10 protein-coding genes are annotated in these 16,027 nt (G+C 70.3%); 9 read left to right on the top strand and 1 reads right to left on the bottom strand.

Going from position 1 to position 16,027, the window contains the following annotated elements; all coding sequences use genetic code 11:
* Positions 1-78 precede the first annotated feature (78 nt).
* Genes QMK34_RS16750 through QMK34_RS16780 form a run of 7 tightly spaced genes read left to right on the top strand, consistent with a single transcriptional unit; the run spans position 79 to position 8,697 of the window.
* A complete protein-coding gene (locus QMK34_RS16750; protein ID WP_326414926.1) occupies positions 79-1,062 on the top strand; it encodes a DUF1702 family protein in 984 nt (327 codons plus the stop codon).
* Positions 1,059-3,023 carry a CRTAC1 family protein gene (locus tag QMK34_RS16755; protein WP_326414927.1) on the top strand — a complete coding sequence of 655 codons (1,965 nt, stop codon included), beginning with the start codon at positions 1,059-1,061 and terminating at the stop codon, positions 3,021-3,023. The genes QMK34_RS16750 and QMK34_RS16755 overlap by 4 nt, the downstream gene beginning before the upstream one ends.
* 4 nt (positions 3,024-3,027) lie before the next feature.
* A complete protein-coding gene (locus QMK34_RS16760; RefSeq protein WP_326414928.1) occupies positions 3,028-4,050 on the top strand; it encodes an enediyne biosynthesis protein in 1,023 nt (340 codons plus the stop codon).
* Positions 4,047-5,402 carry a cytochrome P450 gene (locus tag QMK34_RS16765; RefSeq protein ID WP_326414929.1) on the top strand — a complete coding sequence of 452 codons (1,356 nt, stop codon included), beginning with the start codon at positions 4,047-4,049 and terminating at the stop codon, positions 5,400-5,402. Before QMK34_RS16760 ends, QMK34_RS16765 begins: the two co-directional genes overlap by 4 nt.
* Before the next feature lie 48 nt (positions 5,403-5,450).
* Positions 5,451-5,981, top strand: coding sequence for a DUF5987 family protein (locus QMK34_RS16770; protein WP_326414957.1), 531 nt, complete (start codon positions 5,451-5,453; stop codon positions 5,979-5,981).
* On the top strand, positions 5,978-7,642 hold the full coding sequence (locus tag QMK34_RS16775) for a GMC family oxidoreductase (protein WP_326414930.1): 1,665 nt from the start codon (positions 5,978-5,980) through the stop codon (positions 7,640-7,642). Before QMK34_RS16770 ends, QMK34_RS16775 begins: the two co-directional genes overlap by 4 nt.
* 2 nt (positions 7,643-7,644) lie before the next feature.
* Positions 7,645-8,697 (top strand): carboxymuconolactone decarboxylase family protein, encoded by a 1,053-nt coding sequence (locus QMK34_RS16780; protein ID WP_326414931.1) that lies wholly within the window; start codon positions 7,645-7,647, stop codon positions 8,695-8,697.
* Between the two features lie 19 nt (positions 8,698-8,716).
* Here the strand turns inward: QMK34_RS16780 and QMK34_RS16785 are convergent, their stop codons facing one another.
* Positions 8,717-8,899 (bottom strand): DUF397 domain-containing protein, encoded by a 183-nt coding sequence (locus QMK34_RS16785; RefSeq protein WP_326414932.1) that lies wholly within the window; start codon positions 8,897-8,899, stop codon positions 8,717-8,719.
* A gap of 787 nt (positions 8,900-9,686) precedes the next feature.
* Between QMK34_RS16785 and QMK34_RS16790 the strand changes: the two genes are divergently transcribed.
* The gene (locus tag QMK34_RS16790; protein ID WP_326414933.1) at positions 9,687-15,515 is read left to right on the top strand and encodes a type I polyketide synthase; all 5,829 of its coding nucleotides are present in this window, start codon (positions 9,687-9,689) and stop codon (positions 15,513-15,515) included.
* 1 nt (position 15,516) lies between these two features.
* Positions 15,517-16,026 carry an acyl-CoA thioesterase gene (locus QMK34_RS16795; protein ID WP_326414934.1) on the top strand — a complete coding sequence of 170 codons (510 nt, stop codon included), beginning with the start codon at positions 15,517-15,519 and terminating at the stop codon, positions 16,024-16,026.
* Position 16,027 lies beyond the last annotated feature (1 nt).

Consider the following 16,027-nt stretch of genomic DNA (forward strand, 5'->3'; position numbering starts at 1 on the left):
ACGCCGCCCGCTGTGTGAATCTTTGGTGGAAACGTTGATGCTGAAATCCGAAATTCTACCCGATAGGGGGCGAGTGCGGTGGGCACTGGCTGGCGCGCGCTGAGGCGTCGAATCCTTACTCCGGACGTATCGGAGACCTCACTCGACAAGAGGGGTTTCCACAAGAAGAGCCCGGCCGCCCAGGAACTGCTGGAGACGGTCGGAACGCTGTTCCTCAAGGGCTACGCCGACGCCGTCGAATCGCGCACCCCGGAGGATTTGGCCCAGCGGCTCGAAGAGATCCCGGAACGGTTCCGGGGCTTCGCCTACGAAGGCGCCGGGATGGGCTACGGCGTGCTCGACGGCCTGCCCTTCGGTGGCAGCAAGAACGTCGACGCGCTGCTCGCCGGGCCCGGCGACCCGCACATCTATATGGTGTACGTGGGCGTCGGCTGGGCGATGGCGCGGATCCCGCGGTTCCGCTGGCCCGCCTTCGGCCACTTCGACCCGCTGCTGAGCTGGCTGGTTCTCGACGGCTACGGTTTCCACCAGGCGTACTTCCAGACCAAGAAGTACGTCCACGAGCAGTACCAGAACGAGAACTTCTCGTGGGGCGGCAAGCCCGCGTACGCCAACCGCTGCATCGACCAGGGCATCGGCCGCGCGCTGTGGTTCGTCGGTGGCACGGACGCCGAGCTGGTGACCTCGCTGCTCGGCCGTTTCCCGGCGGAGCGCCACGGTGACCTGTACGCGGGGGTCGGCCTCGCGGCGACCTACGCCGGCGGCGGTGACGAGGACGAGTTGCACCTGCTCGTCGAGCGCGCCGGTGAGTTCCGGGGCCAGCTCGCCCAGGGCAGCTCGTTCGCCGCCGAGGCCCGCGTCCGCGCCGGTCTCGTGGTGCCGCACAACAACGTCGCCACAAAAATCCTTTGTGGACTCCCGGTCGAGCGGGCCGCGCAGGCCAGCCTCGACGTCCGGCCCGGCGGGGACGAGTCCGCCACCGCCGGTGACCTTCCCGCGTTCGAACTCTGGCGGCAGCGGATCGCCCGTGAAGTGCTGTCCCTTGGAGGTGTGGGCAAATGACCACGACCGGACGCTGGCTGTACAAGAATCTGGCCGGCATCGTGGCGCTGGTACTGGTGGCAGGTCTGTTCCTGGTGGCGAGGCTGCCCACGGTCTCGGCCGCCGAGCAGGACACGATGGCGAGCAGGTTCGGGTTCACCCCGATGACCATCGCGCTGCCCGCGGCGGACAAGCACCAGTCGATCCGCACGGTGAACAAGGACTACCAGCACATCAACGCGTGGATCTCCTCGGTCGGCGCCGCGATCGCGATGAACGACCTCGACGGCGACGGGCTGTCCAACGACCTGTGCCTGGTCGACACCCGCACCGACCAGGTCGTCGTCACGCCGACCCCGGGCGCGGGCGGCAACCGGTACGCCCCGTTCGCCCTCAACGCCGCGCCGCTGGCGATGGGCGACTACATCGCCCCGATGGGCTGCGTCCCCGGCGACTTCAACGAGGACGGCCGGATGGACCTGCTGGTCTACTACTGGGGCCGCACCCCGGTCGTCTTCCTGGCCAAGCCCGGCGCGACGAAGCTGGACGCGAACGCGTACCAGCCCGTCGAACTGGTGCCGGGCGCGAACTCCCAGGGCGGCAAGTACACCGGCGCGAAGTGGAACACCAACGCCGCCACCATCGGCGACTTCGACGGCGACGGTCACCTGGACGTGTTCATCGGCAACTACTTCCCCGACGGCCCGGTGCTCGACCCGAACGTCAGCGGCGGCGTCACGATGAACCACTCGATGTCGCACGCCTTCAACAGCGGCGGCAAGTACGTCTTCCGCTTCACCGGCGCCACGACCGGCGCGAACCCGGACGTGCGCTACGACCGGATCGACACCGCCATCCCCGGCGACGGCAACAACGGCTGGTCGCTCGCGGCCAGTGCCACCGACATCGACGGCGACGGCCTGCCCGAGCTCTACATCGCCAACGACTTCGGCCCGGACCGCTTGCTGTACAACAAGTCCAAGCCGGGACATGTGGAGTTCGCCGAGGTCAAGGGCGTCAAGGGCGCGACCGACCCGAAGTCCAAAGTGGTCGGCAACGACTCCTTCAAGGGCATGGGCGTCGACTTCGGCGATCTGAACCACGACGGCCTCTACGACATGTTCGTCAGCAACATCACCACCTCGTGGGGCATCGAGGAGAGCAACTTCCAGTGGATGAACACCGCCAAGGACAAGCAGGAACTCGCCGCCGATCTCAAGGCGGGCACCGCCCCCTGGACGGACAAGAGTGCCGAGGCCGGGACAGCGTGGTCCGGCTGGGGCTGGGACGTCAAGATCGCGGACTACAACAACAGCGGTGAGTCCGTGATCACCCAGGCGACCGGGTTCGTCAAGGGCGAGATCAACCGCTGGCCGCAGTTGCAGGAACTGGCGACCTCGAACGACGCGCTGCTGCAGAACCCGTTCTTCTGGCCGAACGCGCAGGAGGGCGACGACATCGGCGGCAGCCAGACGTTGCACTTCTTCGCCAAGAGCCCGGACGGCCGGTACGTGGACCTCGCGTCGAAGCTCGGCCTCGCCGTCCCGGTGCCCACCCGCGCCGTCGCCACCGGTGACGCCAACGGTGACGGCAGGCTCGACTTCGCCGTCGCCCGCCAGTGGGACGCCCCGGTGTTCTACCAGAACACCAGCCCCAACCCCGGCGCGTTCATCGGGCTGCGCCTGTCCTACGACACCCCGACGGCCGCCGGTCCGCTGCCCGCGTCCGGCTCCCCGGCGGTCGGCGCCGAGGTCACCGTCACCACCGCGGACGGCCGCAAGTACATCGACCGCGTCGACGGCAGCAGCGGCCACTCCGGCCGCCGCAGCAATGAAGTCCACATCGGACTCGGGAACGTCAGCGGCCCGCAACAGGTGCACCTGCAATGGCGGGACCGTACCGGCAAGCTTCAGCAGCAGGACCTTCAGCTGAACCCCGGCTGGCTCGCTCTCCAGCTCGGCACGCAGGCCAAGGAGAAGTGACCCCATGACAGAGGAAAACGGCACCGTGCAGACGCCTGCCAAGAAGCCGCAGCAGCGGCACGATCCGAAGGTGATCACCGCCCTGCGCCGGTTCGCCATCTCGATCTCGATCTTCAACATCCTCGGTTACACGCTGCTCGGCTTCGAGCAGCCGTGGTCGTGGCCGTTCGTCGCGCTGGCGACGGCGTATGCCACCGAAATCCTGCTGGAGATCGTCGGCGCGCGGACCGAGGGGCGTGCCCCGCGGTTCCTCGGCGGCGGGTTCAAGGGCCTGGCCGAGTTCCTGCTGCCCGCGCACATCACCGGGCTGGCGCTCAACATGCTCACCTACGTCAACGACCAGATCCTGGTGATGATGTTCGGCGTGGTCGTGGCCGTCGGCGCCAAATGGGTGCTGCGGGCCCCGATGCGCGGCCGGATGCGCCACTACATGAACCCGTCGAACTTCGGCATCACGGTCATCCTGCTGATTTTCCCGTGGGCCAGCATCGCGCCGCCGTACCACTTCACCGAGCGCGTGGACACCTGGGTCGGCTGGCTGATCGTCGGCATCATCATGATCTCGGGCACCATCCTCAACGCGAAGCTGACCGGCCGGATGTGGCTGATCGGCGCGTGGCTCGGCACCTTCGCCCTGCAGGCGATCCTGCGTGGCCTGATCTTCGGCACCGCCATTCCCGGCGCGCTGGGCATCATGACCGGGGTCGCGTTCGTCCTGTTCACCAACTACATGGTGACCGACCCCGGCACCACCCCGTCGAAGCCCGCGTCGCAGATGGCGTTCGGCGCGGGGATCGCGATGATGTACGCGTTCTTCATCACCGTGCACGTCGCGTATGGACTGTTCCTCGCCACCGCGACCGTCTGTCTCATCCGCGGACTGTTCCTGTGGGCGCTGCACTTCTCGAACAAGTCCCGGCTGCAGTTCGAGGCGCGGCAGCGTGAGGCCGAGCTGGTCACCGCGAAGCCGGTCACGACCCTGGCGACGCGGCAGGTGACCGCGTCCGACGACGCGGCCGCGGCATGAGCGGGCACCCGGCCCGGGGGGCGCGTCTCGTGCCCCCCGGGCCGCCTCGCCGGCAGACCTTCGGGCTGCTGAAGAAGCTGTTCACCGATCGGCTCGCGTTGATGTCGGGCGCGGCGAAGTACGGCGACGTCGTCCGCGTCGCCATCGGGCCGAAGTCGCTGTACCTGGTGAACCATCCCGACCACGCCAAGCACGTGCTCGCCGACAACGCCGCGAACTACCACAAGGGTATCGGCCTGCAGGAGGCACGCAAGGCGCTCGGCGACGGGCTGCTGACCAGTGACGGCGACACGTGGAAGGCACAGCGGAAGACCATCCAGCCGGTCTTCCAGCCCAAGCGCATCGCGCGGCAGGCGACGATCGTGGCGTCCGAAGTGGACAGTCTGGTCCGCGGCCTCGCCGCACGGGGCCCGGACGAACCGGTCGAGATCCTGCACGAGATGACCGGGCTGACCCTCGCGGTGCTCGGCAAGACCTTGCTGGATTCGGAGCTCGGCGAGTACTCGTCGCTCGGACATTCGTTCGAGGCCGTGCAGGACCAGGCGATGTTCGAGGCGGTCACGCTCGGCATGGTCCCGTCGTGGCTGCCGCTGCCCAAACAGCTGCGGTTCCGGGAGTCCCGCGACGACCTGCGTCGCGTCGCCGACGAGCTCGTCTCGGCCCGGCTGGCGGCGCCGATCGAGGGCGGCGACGACGTGCTGACCCGGCTGATCGCGTCGCTCGACGGGCCGGCCGGACGGGAGCGGATCCGCGACGAGCTGATCACGCTGCTGCTGGCCGGGCACGAGACGACGGCGAGCACGCTGGGCTGGGCGTTCCACCTGATCGACGAACACCCCGAGGTCGCCGACCGGCTGCACGCCGAGGCCGTCGAGGTGCTCGGCGACCGGCTGCCGGTCTTCGAGGACCTGCACAAACTGACGTACACCGCGTCGGTGGTGGAAGAGGTCATGCGGCTCTACCCGCCGGTGTGGCTGCTGCCGCGCATCGCGCAGGAGGACGACGAGATCGCCGGATTCCACCTCCCGGCCGGTTCCGACGTCGTCGTCGTGCCGTACACGATGCACCGGCACCCCGAGTTCTGGGACGACCCCGAGCGCTTCGACCCCGGCCGGTTCGCGCAGGGCTCAGGGACGTCGAGGCCGCGCTACGCCTACATCCCGTTCGGCGCCGGTCCGCGCTTCTGCGTCGGCAACAGCCTCGGCATGATGGAGGCCGCTTTCGTCCTCGCCCAGGTGTCGCGCGACCTGCGGCTGCGCCGAACCCCCGGCTACCCGGTGGTCCCCGAGGCGATGCTCTCGCTCCGGGTCCGCGGCGGGCTGCCGATGACCGTGCACAAGCAGAAGGACTGACTGTCCTAGAGAGGAGGAGCCGTGCCCGAACCAGACGTCGGACCGACCATGACCCTGGAGGCGTTCGCGGACACGATCCTGCCCGGCGAAAAGCGCTTTCCCGAAGACCGCGCGATCGCCGGCGCCGCCCCAGGGCCGGGCGCGGTGGAGGCCGGGGCGCTCGAACTGCTGCACACCCCGGCGACCGGGGTGACCGCGGGGCTCGAGTACCTGGTGGTGGCGCTCAACAGCCACGCGACAGCCTACGCCAAGGAAAACGGCGTCGAACTCGACGACACGGTCCCTCCCTTCGTTGCACTGTCCTTTTCGGACCGTACGGCTCTGGTTGGCAGGCTCACCGCGCCGGGTCACCCGGAGAAGGACGGGTGGGTCGCGCTCGCGCTGTTCTGCAACATGGCCTACGACAGCGCCGCGCACCTGCACACCGCCGACGCCATCGCCGCCGGGCACCCCGGCCTGCTCGCCATGGGCTGGCGCGCGCCGGACGCGGACGGGCTCTGGCGTTTCCCGCGCTACGGCTACGGCCGCAAGCTCGCCGAAGTCCACCCGGACACCACGCCTTCAGGGAGCCCCGCATGACCGAGACCGTCGACAAGACCGATGTCCTCATCGTCGGCAGCGGGTTCGGGGGCGCGATCACCGCGTACCACCTCGCCGCGGGTGGCGCCAAGGTCACCATCCTCGAACGCGGGCCGTGGCTGCAGACCGACGAGTTCGAGCACGACTTCCTGCTCGGCTCGTCCTACACCCGCATCTTCGACTTCGTCGTCGGCGACGGGATGAGCATCCTCGGCGGCAACTGCGTGGGCGGCGGCAGCGTCGTCTACTTCGCCGCGATGCCCAGAGCGCCGAAGTTCATCTTCGAGCGTCAGGGCAACATCGGCCGCAGGCTGTGGCCAGCCGAGCTCACGCGTGACGCGCTGGAGCCGTGGTACGACCGCGTTTCCGAAGCGCTCCCGGTGTCCCAACAGGACTGGAGCGACGTCTCGTACGCCGGTGGCCTGTGGGCGGCGGCGTGCGACCACGCGGGCCGTACGGCCAACCCGGCACCGGTCGCGGTGGACAACAGCCGCTGCACCAACTGCAACTTCATGATGGCTGGCTGCCGGTTCGACGCGAAACGCTCGCTGCTGACGAACTACCTGCCCGCCGCGCTCGCGCACGGCGCGGAAATCCGCCCACTGCACGAGGTGCAGCAGCTGTCCCACACGGAGGACGGCGGCTACCGGGTACACTTCAACGTCGTCGACGACGTCGACTACCGCGTGCACACCGGCAGCGGCGTGATCGACGCGAAGGTCGTCATCCTGGCCGCGGGCGCCGGGGCCACCCCGGTGATCCTGCAGCGCTCGGAGGCGACACTCGGCAAGATGCCGCACGGCGTCGGCCGGTACTTCTCCGGCAACGGCGAACGGCTCAACACCGCGATCCTCAACGAGGACAAGGTACGTGAGGTGCTCGGACTGTCCCGTGAGGACGGTGTCGGCTACGAGGCCAACCAGATCGGCAAGGGCCCGACCGTCGCCAGCTGGGACAAGCTCGACGGCTCGCTGCCGGAGTACGAGCGATTCTCCTTGGAGCAGCTGTACTTCCCGCCCGGCCTCGGCACCATCCTCGCCCAGGTCCCCGGTGCGGAAACCGGCACCCCGGCCTGGTTCGGCGCGGAGAAGAAGGAACTGATCAAGAAGTGGAAGTCGTGGCTGACGATCTTCCTGATGACCGAGGACGACAACGAGGGCGTGTTCGGCACCCCGCCGCCGACGGGCAACTCGTACCGCATCTCGCAGCAGATGCTCGGCCGCGGCCCGCTGAGCTACGACCCGACGCCGAACACCCGCCACGGCTGGGCGCTGGCCGACGCGGAGTGCAAGGAGATCATGGAGAAGGACGGGCTCGCGACGATCGCGCCGTGGACCAACGACGTCGTCGGCGCGTACACCGTCCACCCGCTCTCGTCCTGCCGGATCGGGGACGACGCGGCCACGTCCGCGCTGCACCCGAATCACGAGCTGCGTGAGCACCCCGGCATCTTCGTGACCGACGGTTCGTCGGTGCCCAGCGCACTGACGGTGAACCCGGCGATGACCATCGCCGCGCTCGCCGAGCGGGCCGTCCCGGGGATCGTGCGCGCGTTGCAGGCGCGCGGCGTCGACGTCACCTACGGCGCCCCCGCACCCGACGGCGGCACCAGCGGCCGTCGCGGGGTCACCAACCTGTCGATCGTCTCGGCAGGCCAGTAGCGATGACACCCACGGTGGTCAGGCTCGCGCTGCGCCGGACGCTGCGCGACGTCAAATACGTCCGCCCCGTCCGGCCACGCCGGGCCACCGGCCTGGTCCGCTCGGTCTACACCCAGTTGGAGCGCGACTTCGGCCTGCTCGCACCCCCGATCGGCCTGCACTCGCCGTCCCCGGGCGTCCTGGCCGCGAGCTGGGCGATGCTCCGCGAGTCGCTCGTCGCGGCCGGAGTGGCGAGCCGGGCGGACAAGGAGGTCGTCGCGGCCGCGGTCTCCCAGGCCAACGCGTGCCCGTACTGCGTCGAGGTGCACGGAATGGCACTGGCGTCGGCGGGCCGAGCCGAAGCCGCGGCGGCCATCGCGGACGACCGGGCCGCCGACATCGGCGACCCGGCGACCCGGCGGCTGGCAAGGTGGGCGGCCGGTGGTGACGTCGAGCCTGAGGTCGGCCCGGCGGCGTTGTCGGAGTTGATCGCGGTCGCGGTGAGTTTCCAGTACCTCAACCGGATGGTCGAGGTCTTCCTCGGCCGGTCACCACTGCCCGACGCCGTCCCGGAATCCGCGCGCGCCACCACCCGTGCGGTGCTCGGCCGTTTCCTGCGTCCAGGGGAGGCACCGGCGGCGGGCTCAGCCGTCGACTTGCTGCCCGCCGCTGGTACGCCTGCCGACTTCGGCTGGGCGGCGGGAAATCCCGTGGTGGCCGAAGCGTTCGCGAGAGCGGCCGCGGCGATCGAGGCGGCGGCCGAGCGGGTAACGTCCCCGGCGGTCCGCGCGGTCGTGCTGCGCGAACTCGCGTCGTGGGACGGCCGCCCGCCCGGAATCAGTCGCGTGTGGACGGAACCCGCCCTCGTGGATCTCCCGGAGGACGAACGCCCGCTCGCCAGACTGGCCCTGTTGACGGCATTGTGTCCGTCCCAAGTGGACGATCAGGTGATCGAGGACTTCAGGCGCGTCCGAAGCGACGACGCCGCACTGGTGGAGCTCGCCGCCTGGGCGAGTCTCAGCGCCGCCAGAACCCTCGGCGCCCGGATGCCCGGCGCCGTCGCCACCACCGCCTGAACCAGGACGTTTGCGTTGATCAGCACTTGACGTTGTCGAGGAGCGCGTCCCAGGCAGCGGACGAGAGACCGATCGACCCGCCCAGGCGGTCCTTGGTGTCCCGTACCTCGACGACCCGGCCCAGCCTGACTTCCACGCAGTCAGCTTTGTCCGGACTCCTGCTGGACTTGAACCAGGTTCCCGGTTCACGCGATGTGGTCATCTTCACTCTCCAATTCGGTGATCACATTCGCGATGAGCGGCGTCCGGGCCACGAAGGACCGCGACGGTAGCCAGTTGACCGTCACCGCTCCGCGTGGCCCGCGCTGGTCGGCTCGCTGAAGCAAGCTGACCATGGCCGCCGCGTGCCCTTTTTACCTGGTCAACCCGGTTAGTGAGTCATGATCGCCGGGTTCGCCGTGGCCTGGCCGCGCTCGTCCGCCCAGAAGTCTCTGAAGGCCACCATGAGGGACTTAGACGCCCTCATGGTGGCCTTCAGAGACTTCTGCAATCGGGCAAATTGGGTGACCCTCCGCTTAGTTTCAGGGCGGTGCACTCGTACGGTGCCCGGGCGTCCTGAGCTCAGCTTTGCCCGCGTCGCGGACCCACGCGCCGGCTAGGAGTCGCGCCGCTTCAACCGGCCCGCCCGGCGCGAACCTGGCCAAGGTGCCAGCGAGATCCACCGGCCGAACCCCGCCCACCGCCTGTTGCGAAGCCTGCGGTGCTCCTTCGATCGCATCCAGTACAACCTGGTACCCACAGCGCATCGCTCCCCGTCCCCCGCCTCACCACACTATGACGCACAGCGCGCGAATTCGCTCCTACATTGACGAAGAGTGTGTGCCGGGGTGCGGATGGCCTAGCGGTCGCGCGGCACCCGGCGCCGAAGTGCCTCGGATCGGAGAAGACACCGCGGTGCACGGCCGAATACCTTGGTCTGTGTCCCGAATGCGGGGAATTGCGGTCAGTGCAGGACAGGGTGCCGCGAAGAGCTATGGGAGTGCGGTGGCATGAGCGTTGAGCGGATTTCGATTGTCGGTATCGGCCTGAGGTACCCCGACGCCGGATCACCGGCGGAGCTGTGGGAGAACGTGCTCGCCGGCCGACGAGCGTTCCGACGGCTGCCCAACGAGCGGATGAACTCCGACGACTACTTCTCGGCGGATCCCCATGCGCCGGACAAGTTCTACGCGCGGCAGGCCGCCGTGCTGCGCGACTTCGAGTTCGACCGGGTGAAGTACAAGGTCGCGGGCAGCACCTTCCGCTCGACCGACACCACCCACTGGCTCGCGCTCGACGTCGCGAACCGGGCGCTCGCCGACGCCGGTTTCCCCGAGGGGGAGGGCCTGCCGACCGAGAGCACCGGCGTCATCATCGGCAACAGTCTGACCGGGGAGTTCGCCCGTGCCAACATGATGCGGCTGCGCTGGCCGTACGTCCGCCGGACCGTCGCCGCGGCGCTGACCGAGCGCGGCTGGGCCGGCGAGGAGACCGCGGAGTTCCTGCGGGACCTCGAAGTCCAGTACAAGGCGCCGTTCCCGGCCATCGACGAGGACACCCTCGCGGGCGGGCTGGCCAACACCATCGCCGGGCGCATCTGCAACTACTTCGACTTCGGTGGCGGCGGCTTCACCGTCGACGGCGCCTGCTCCTCCTCGCTGCTTTCTGTTGTCACCGCGGCGAATTCGCTGGCCGAGGGCTCGCTCGACGTCGCGATTGCCGGTGGCGTCGACTTGTCGATCGACCCGTTCGAGGTGATCGGTTTCGCCAAGACCGGGGCGCTCGCGACCGGCGAGATGAAGGTCTATGACCGTGACTCCAACGGGTTCTGGCCCGGTGAGGGCTCCGGGATGCTGGTGCTGATGCGGGAGCGCGACGCCGTCGAGCGCGGGCTGCGGATCTACGCCTCGGTCAGCGGCTGGGGCGTTTCCTCCGACGGCAAGGGCGGCATCACGCGGCCGGAGGCTGCCGGGCACCGGCTCGCGCTGACCCGCGCTTACGGCCGCGCCGGGTACGGCGTCGAGACCGTCTCGTACTTCGAAGGCCACGGCACCGGCACCGCGCTCGGCGACGAGACCGAGATCGAAGCGCTGTCGTCCGCCCGCCGCATCGCCGACCCGCTCGCCGCGCCCGCCGCGCTGAGCACCATCAAGGGCAACATCGGGCACACCAAAGCCGCGGCGGGGGTCGCTGGTCTCATCAAGGCGGCCCTCGCCGTGTTCCACCAGGTCATCCCGCCGGGTACCGGCCATTTCGACCCGCACCCGTCGCTGACCGGCGACTCCGCGCGGCTGTACGTGCCGGGCGGCGCCGAGCTGTGGCCGCCTGACCAGCACATCCGCGCCGGGGTTTCGGCGATGGGCTTCGGCGGGATCAACTCCCACGTCGCGCTGGCCGAGGCGCCGAACGCGCACCGCCGCGCCGAGCTCGACGAGCGGACCAAGACGCTGGTCGGCAGCCGCCAGGACGCCGAGTTGCTGCTGCTCGACGCCGACGACACCACCGGGCTGCGCGAGCGGATCACCGAGCTGCTCCCCGTCGTCGCGAAGCTGTCGCTCGCCGAGCTGACCGACCTGGCCGGCGCGCTCACCGCCGACCTGTCGGGCAAGCCGGTCCGCGCGGCGGTCGTGGCGACCAGTCCCGAGGACGCCGTGCGCCGGTTCACCCGGCTGCTGGAGCTGCTGGAGGACGACGCGACCACCGTGTTCTCCGCCACCGATAGTGTCTTCGCGAGCGACCGGTCGAACCCGCCGAAGATCGGGTTCCTGTTCCCCGGCCAGGGTTCCGGGCGGGGCGCGGTGGGCGCGCTGCGCCGCCGATTCACCGCCGCCGAGGACATCTTCCGCGCCGCCAACCTGCCCACCAGCGGTGACCAGGTCGCGACCGAGGTCGCCCAGCCGCGCATCGTCACCGGCTCGCTCGCCGCGTTGCGGGTGCTGCGACACCTCGGCATCGAGGCGACGACCGTGGCCGGGCACAGCCTCGGCGAGCTGACCGCCCTGCACTGGGGCGGCGCGCTCGACGAGCAGCAGGTGCTGCGTCTCGCCGCGGTGCGCGGCAAGGTGATGGCCGCCGCGAGCGCCGGGGACGGTGCCATGGCGGGCATCGCGGCCTCGCCGGGACGCACGGAAGAGCTCACGCGCGGCGAGGACGTTGTCATCGCGGGCTACAACGCCCCCGAGCAGACGGTGATTTCCGGCCCGGCTCCGGCCGTGGAGCGCGTGTGCGCCCGCGCTCGCGCCGAAGGTGTCATCGCCACCCGGATCTCCGTTTCGCACGCCTTCCACTCGCCTTCGGTCGAGCCCGCCGCGGCCGCGATGACCGAGAAACTCGCCGGGATCGCCTTCGACCGGCTCGACCGGCCGGTGGTGTCCACGGTGACCGGTGACGTGCTGCACGGCGCTGAGGACCTGCGCGAGCTGCTGCGGGACCAGGTCGTGCTGCCGGTCCGCTTCCGTGAGGCGGCCGCCAAGGTCGCCGACCGGTGCGACCTGGTGCTCGAGGTCGGTCCCGGCCGGGTGCTCGGCGGCCTGTTCGAGGAGATCGCGCCCGGCACACCCGTGCTGTCCGTGGACACCGACAACGCCTCGCTGACCTCGCTGCTGCGCGTGGCAGGCGCCGCGTTCGCCCTTGGCGCGCCGCTGGAGACCTCGGCGCTGCTCGACGGCCGGGTCGTGCGGCCGCTGCCGCTCGACGGTGAGATGTCGTTCCTCGCCAGCCCGTGTGAGACCGCGCCCGCGATCGACGCCGAGCTGACTAGGACCAGTGCGTCCACAAAGGACGAAGCCGCCGGTGCGACCGCGGCGGCCGACGGCGGCCCCAACGCCACGCTCGAACTGCTGCGCAAGCTCGCCGCCGAGCGCGTCGAGCTGCCGCTGGAGACGGTCACCGCCGACACACATCCGCTCGACGACCTGCACCTGAGCTCGATCACGGTGGGCCAGCTGGTCAACGACGTCACCCGCGCGCTGGGCAGGCCCGCGCTCGAGGCGATGCCGAACTTCGCCACGGTCTGCCTCGCGGAGCTCGCCGAGCTCATCGACGAGCTGGCCGACACCGCGGGCACCGAGGAACCCGCCGCGCACGGCGAGGTCCCTGGCGTCGGCCCGTGGGTCCGCCCGTTCGGCGTCGACTACGTTCCGGCACCCCGGCCGCCGACCGACGACACGGTGGGCTTCTCCGCCGCGGACTGGACGGTCTACTCGTCCGGCGAACACCCGCTCGCCGAACCGCTGCGGACCGCGCTGGCGGGAGCGGGCGTCGGCGACGGCGTGCTCCTCTGCCTGCCCGCGGACTGCGACGAGCGGCACCTCGGGCTGTTCCTCGACGCCGGTCGCGCGACCATGGCCGCGGCGAACGGCACCCGGTTCGTCTTGGTGCAGCACGGGTTCGGCGCGTCCGGGCTGGCCAAGACCCTGCGGCTGGAGGACCCGACCGCGCGCACCACGATCGTCGACCTCGCCGACGTCACCCCGTCGGCCCCCGCGGCGATCGCCGAGGCGGTGTCCCTTGTGGTCAGTGAGGTCGCGGCGACCAGCGACTTCAGCGAGGTTCGGTACACAGTGGACGGTGTCCGCACGGTGCCGGTGCTCGGCCCGCTGCCGCCCGCCCCGAGCGTTCCCGGCCCGAGCCCACTCGGCGTCGACGACGTCCTGCTGGTGACCGGCGGCGGCAAGGGCATCACCGCGGAGAGCGCGCTCGCGCTGGCCAAGGACTCCGGCGCGAAGCTCGCGCTGCTCGGCCGGAGCGACCCGGCGGACGACAGCGAGCTGGCCGCCAATCTGTCCAGAATGGACGACGCCGGTATCCGGTTTGCCTACGAGCGCGCCGACGTCACCTCGGCCGCGCAGGTGGCCGACGCGATCGGCAGACTCCAAAGTGGACTCGGCCCGGTCACCGCGATCCTGCACGGCGCGGGCCGCAACGAGCCCGCCGCGTTGTTCAGCCTGACCGAGGACGCCTTCCGCAAGACGGTCGCCCCCAAGATCGGCGGCCTGCGCGCGGTGCTCGGCGCCGTCGACCAGGACCGGATCAAGCTGCTGGTGACCTTCGGCAGCATCATCGGCCGGGCCGGGCTGCGGGGCGAGGCGCACTACGCCACCGCCAACGACTGGATGACCGAGCTGACCCTTCGTTTCGGCCGGGAACACCCGGCGGCGCGGGCGATCGCGCTCGAATGGTCGGTCTGGTCGGGCACCGGCATGGGCGAGAAGCTCGGCGTGGTCAGCGCCCTGATGCGCGACGGCATCACGCCGATCCCCACCGAGAACGGCATCGCCGTGCTGCGCCAGGTGCTCGGTGACCCGCTGTCGCCGTCGGTGCTGGTGGTCTGCGGCCGGACCGCGGGCCTCCCGACGCTGCCGATCCAGCGTCAGGAGCTGCCGCTGAACCGGTTCGTCGACCGGGCCCTCGTGCAGTACCCGGGCATCGAGCTGATCACCGAGGCCGACCTGTCCGCGGGCAGCGACCCGTATCTTTCCGACCACCTGCTCGACGGCGATCTGCTCTTCCCCGCCGTGCTGGGCATGGAGGCGATGACCCAGGTCGCGTCCGCGGTGCTCGGCACCACGGGCGTCCCGCTGCTGACCGACGTCGAGTTCCTGCGCCCGATCATCGTCGCGCCCGCCGGCTCGACCACGATCCGGCTGGCCGCGCTGGCCAGGGACGCCGAGACCGTCGACGTCGTCCTGCGCAGCGGCGAGACCGGCTTCAGCGCCGATCACTTCCGCGCCCGGCTGCACTTCCCTCGGCCGGACGTCCCGGGGGTGGCGGCGCCCGGCGCGGCCACCCTGCCGATGGTGCCGGTCGACCCGATCGCCGAGCTCTACGGCGACGTTTTGTTCCAGGGCAAGCGGTTCCAGCGTGTCATCGGCTACCGCCGGGCGAGCGCGCGGCAGGCGGTGGCGGAGATCGCCACCAGCGCGGACGTCTCGTGGTTCGCGCCGTTCCTGCCGCAGGACCGGCTGCTGGCCGACCCCGGCACGCGGGACGCGATGATGCACGCGATCCAGTGCTGCGTCCCCGACGCGACGTTGCTGCCGCAGGGCATCGAGCGGCTCTACCTGGCCGAACCGTCCGATCAGGACACCGAGTACGTGGTGCTCGACGCCCGCGAGCGGCTGCAGGACGGCGACACCTACCTCTACGACCTCGACGTCCGCGACCCGGACGGCCGTCTGGTGGAACGCTGGGAGGGCCTGAGCCTGCGCGCGGTCCGCAAGCGTGACGGCGCGGGTCCGTGGGTCCCGTCGATGCTCGGTTCGTATCTGGAGCGGGCGTGCGAGCGGATGCTCGGCGGCAGCCGCGCCGTCGTGGTCGAGCCCGACCCGGTCGACGCCCGCGTCGCGACGACGCCGGAACGCCGCGCGCAGACCGAGCTCGCGGTGAGCCGGGCGCTGGGACGGCAGGCGAACCTGCACTACCGCCCGGACGGCAAGCCCGAAGCCGACGGGGCCGACGTGTCCGCTTCGCACAGCGCGTCGCTGACACTGACGATCGCCGGGACGGGCACGCTCGCCTGCGACGTCGAGACGGCCGTGCACCGGGAAGAGCAGGACTGGACCGGGCTGCTCGGCCAAGACCTGCTCGCGGTCGGTTCGCTGCTGGCCACCGACACCGGCGACACCCCCGACGTCGCGAACACGCGCGTCTGGACCGCGCTGGAGTGCGTGCGCAAGACCGGCGAGCTGACCCAGGCGATCACCGTCCGCCGCGTCGACCCGGACGGGTGGGCCCTGCTGGCCTGCGGTGACGCGCTGATCGCCAGCTGGGTCACCACTGTCAACGACCGGCCGGACCCGGTGGTGTTCGCCGTGCTCCAGACCCGAGAGGAGAGCTGACATGCCTGGCTACTTCGAGATTCGCCACATCGTCGGGTTCGAGGAGACCAACCTGGTCGGCAACGTCTACTACGTGAACTACCTGCGCTGGCAGGGGCGATGCCGCGAAATGTTCCTCAAGGACGAGGCGCCCGCCGTGCTGGAGGAGGTGCGCAAGGACCTCAAACTGTTCACCCTCAAGGTGGAGTGCGAGTTCTTCGCGGAGATCACCGCCTTCGACGAGCTGTCGGTCCGGATGCGGCTCGAGGAGCTCACCCAGACGCAGATCGAGTTCGCCTTCGACTACGTCCACCTGCACCCGGACGGCGAAAAGCTGGTCGCCAGGGGGCGTCAGCGGATCGCCTGCATGCGCGGGCCGAACACGGCGACGGTGCCCTCGCGGGTGCCCGAGGAGCTGCGCGCGGCGCTGATGCCGTACTCCGAAGGCGCCAAGACCACCCGGTCGCAGAGTTCGCCGAGTTCGCCGAGTTCGCAGGGGGAGCCGGTGCCCACCACGGTCAAGGGGGCATGAC

Origin of the sequence: Amycolatopsis sp. H20-H5 (genome assembly GCF_035828755.1) — a bacterium.
GTDB lineage: Bacteria > Actinomycetota > Actinomycetes > Mycobacteriales > Pseudonocardiaceae > Amycolatopsis.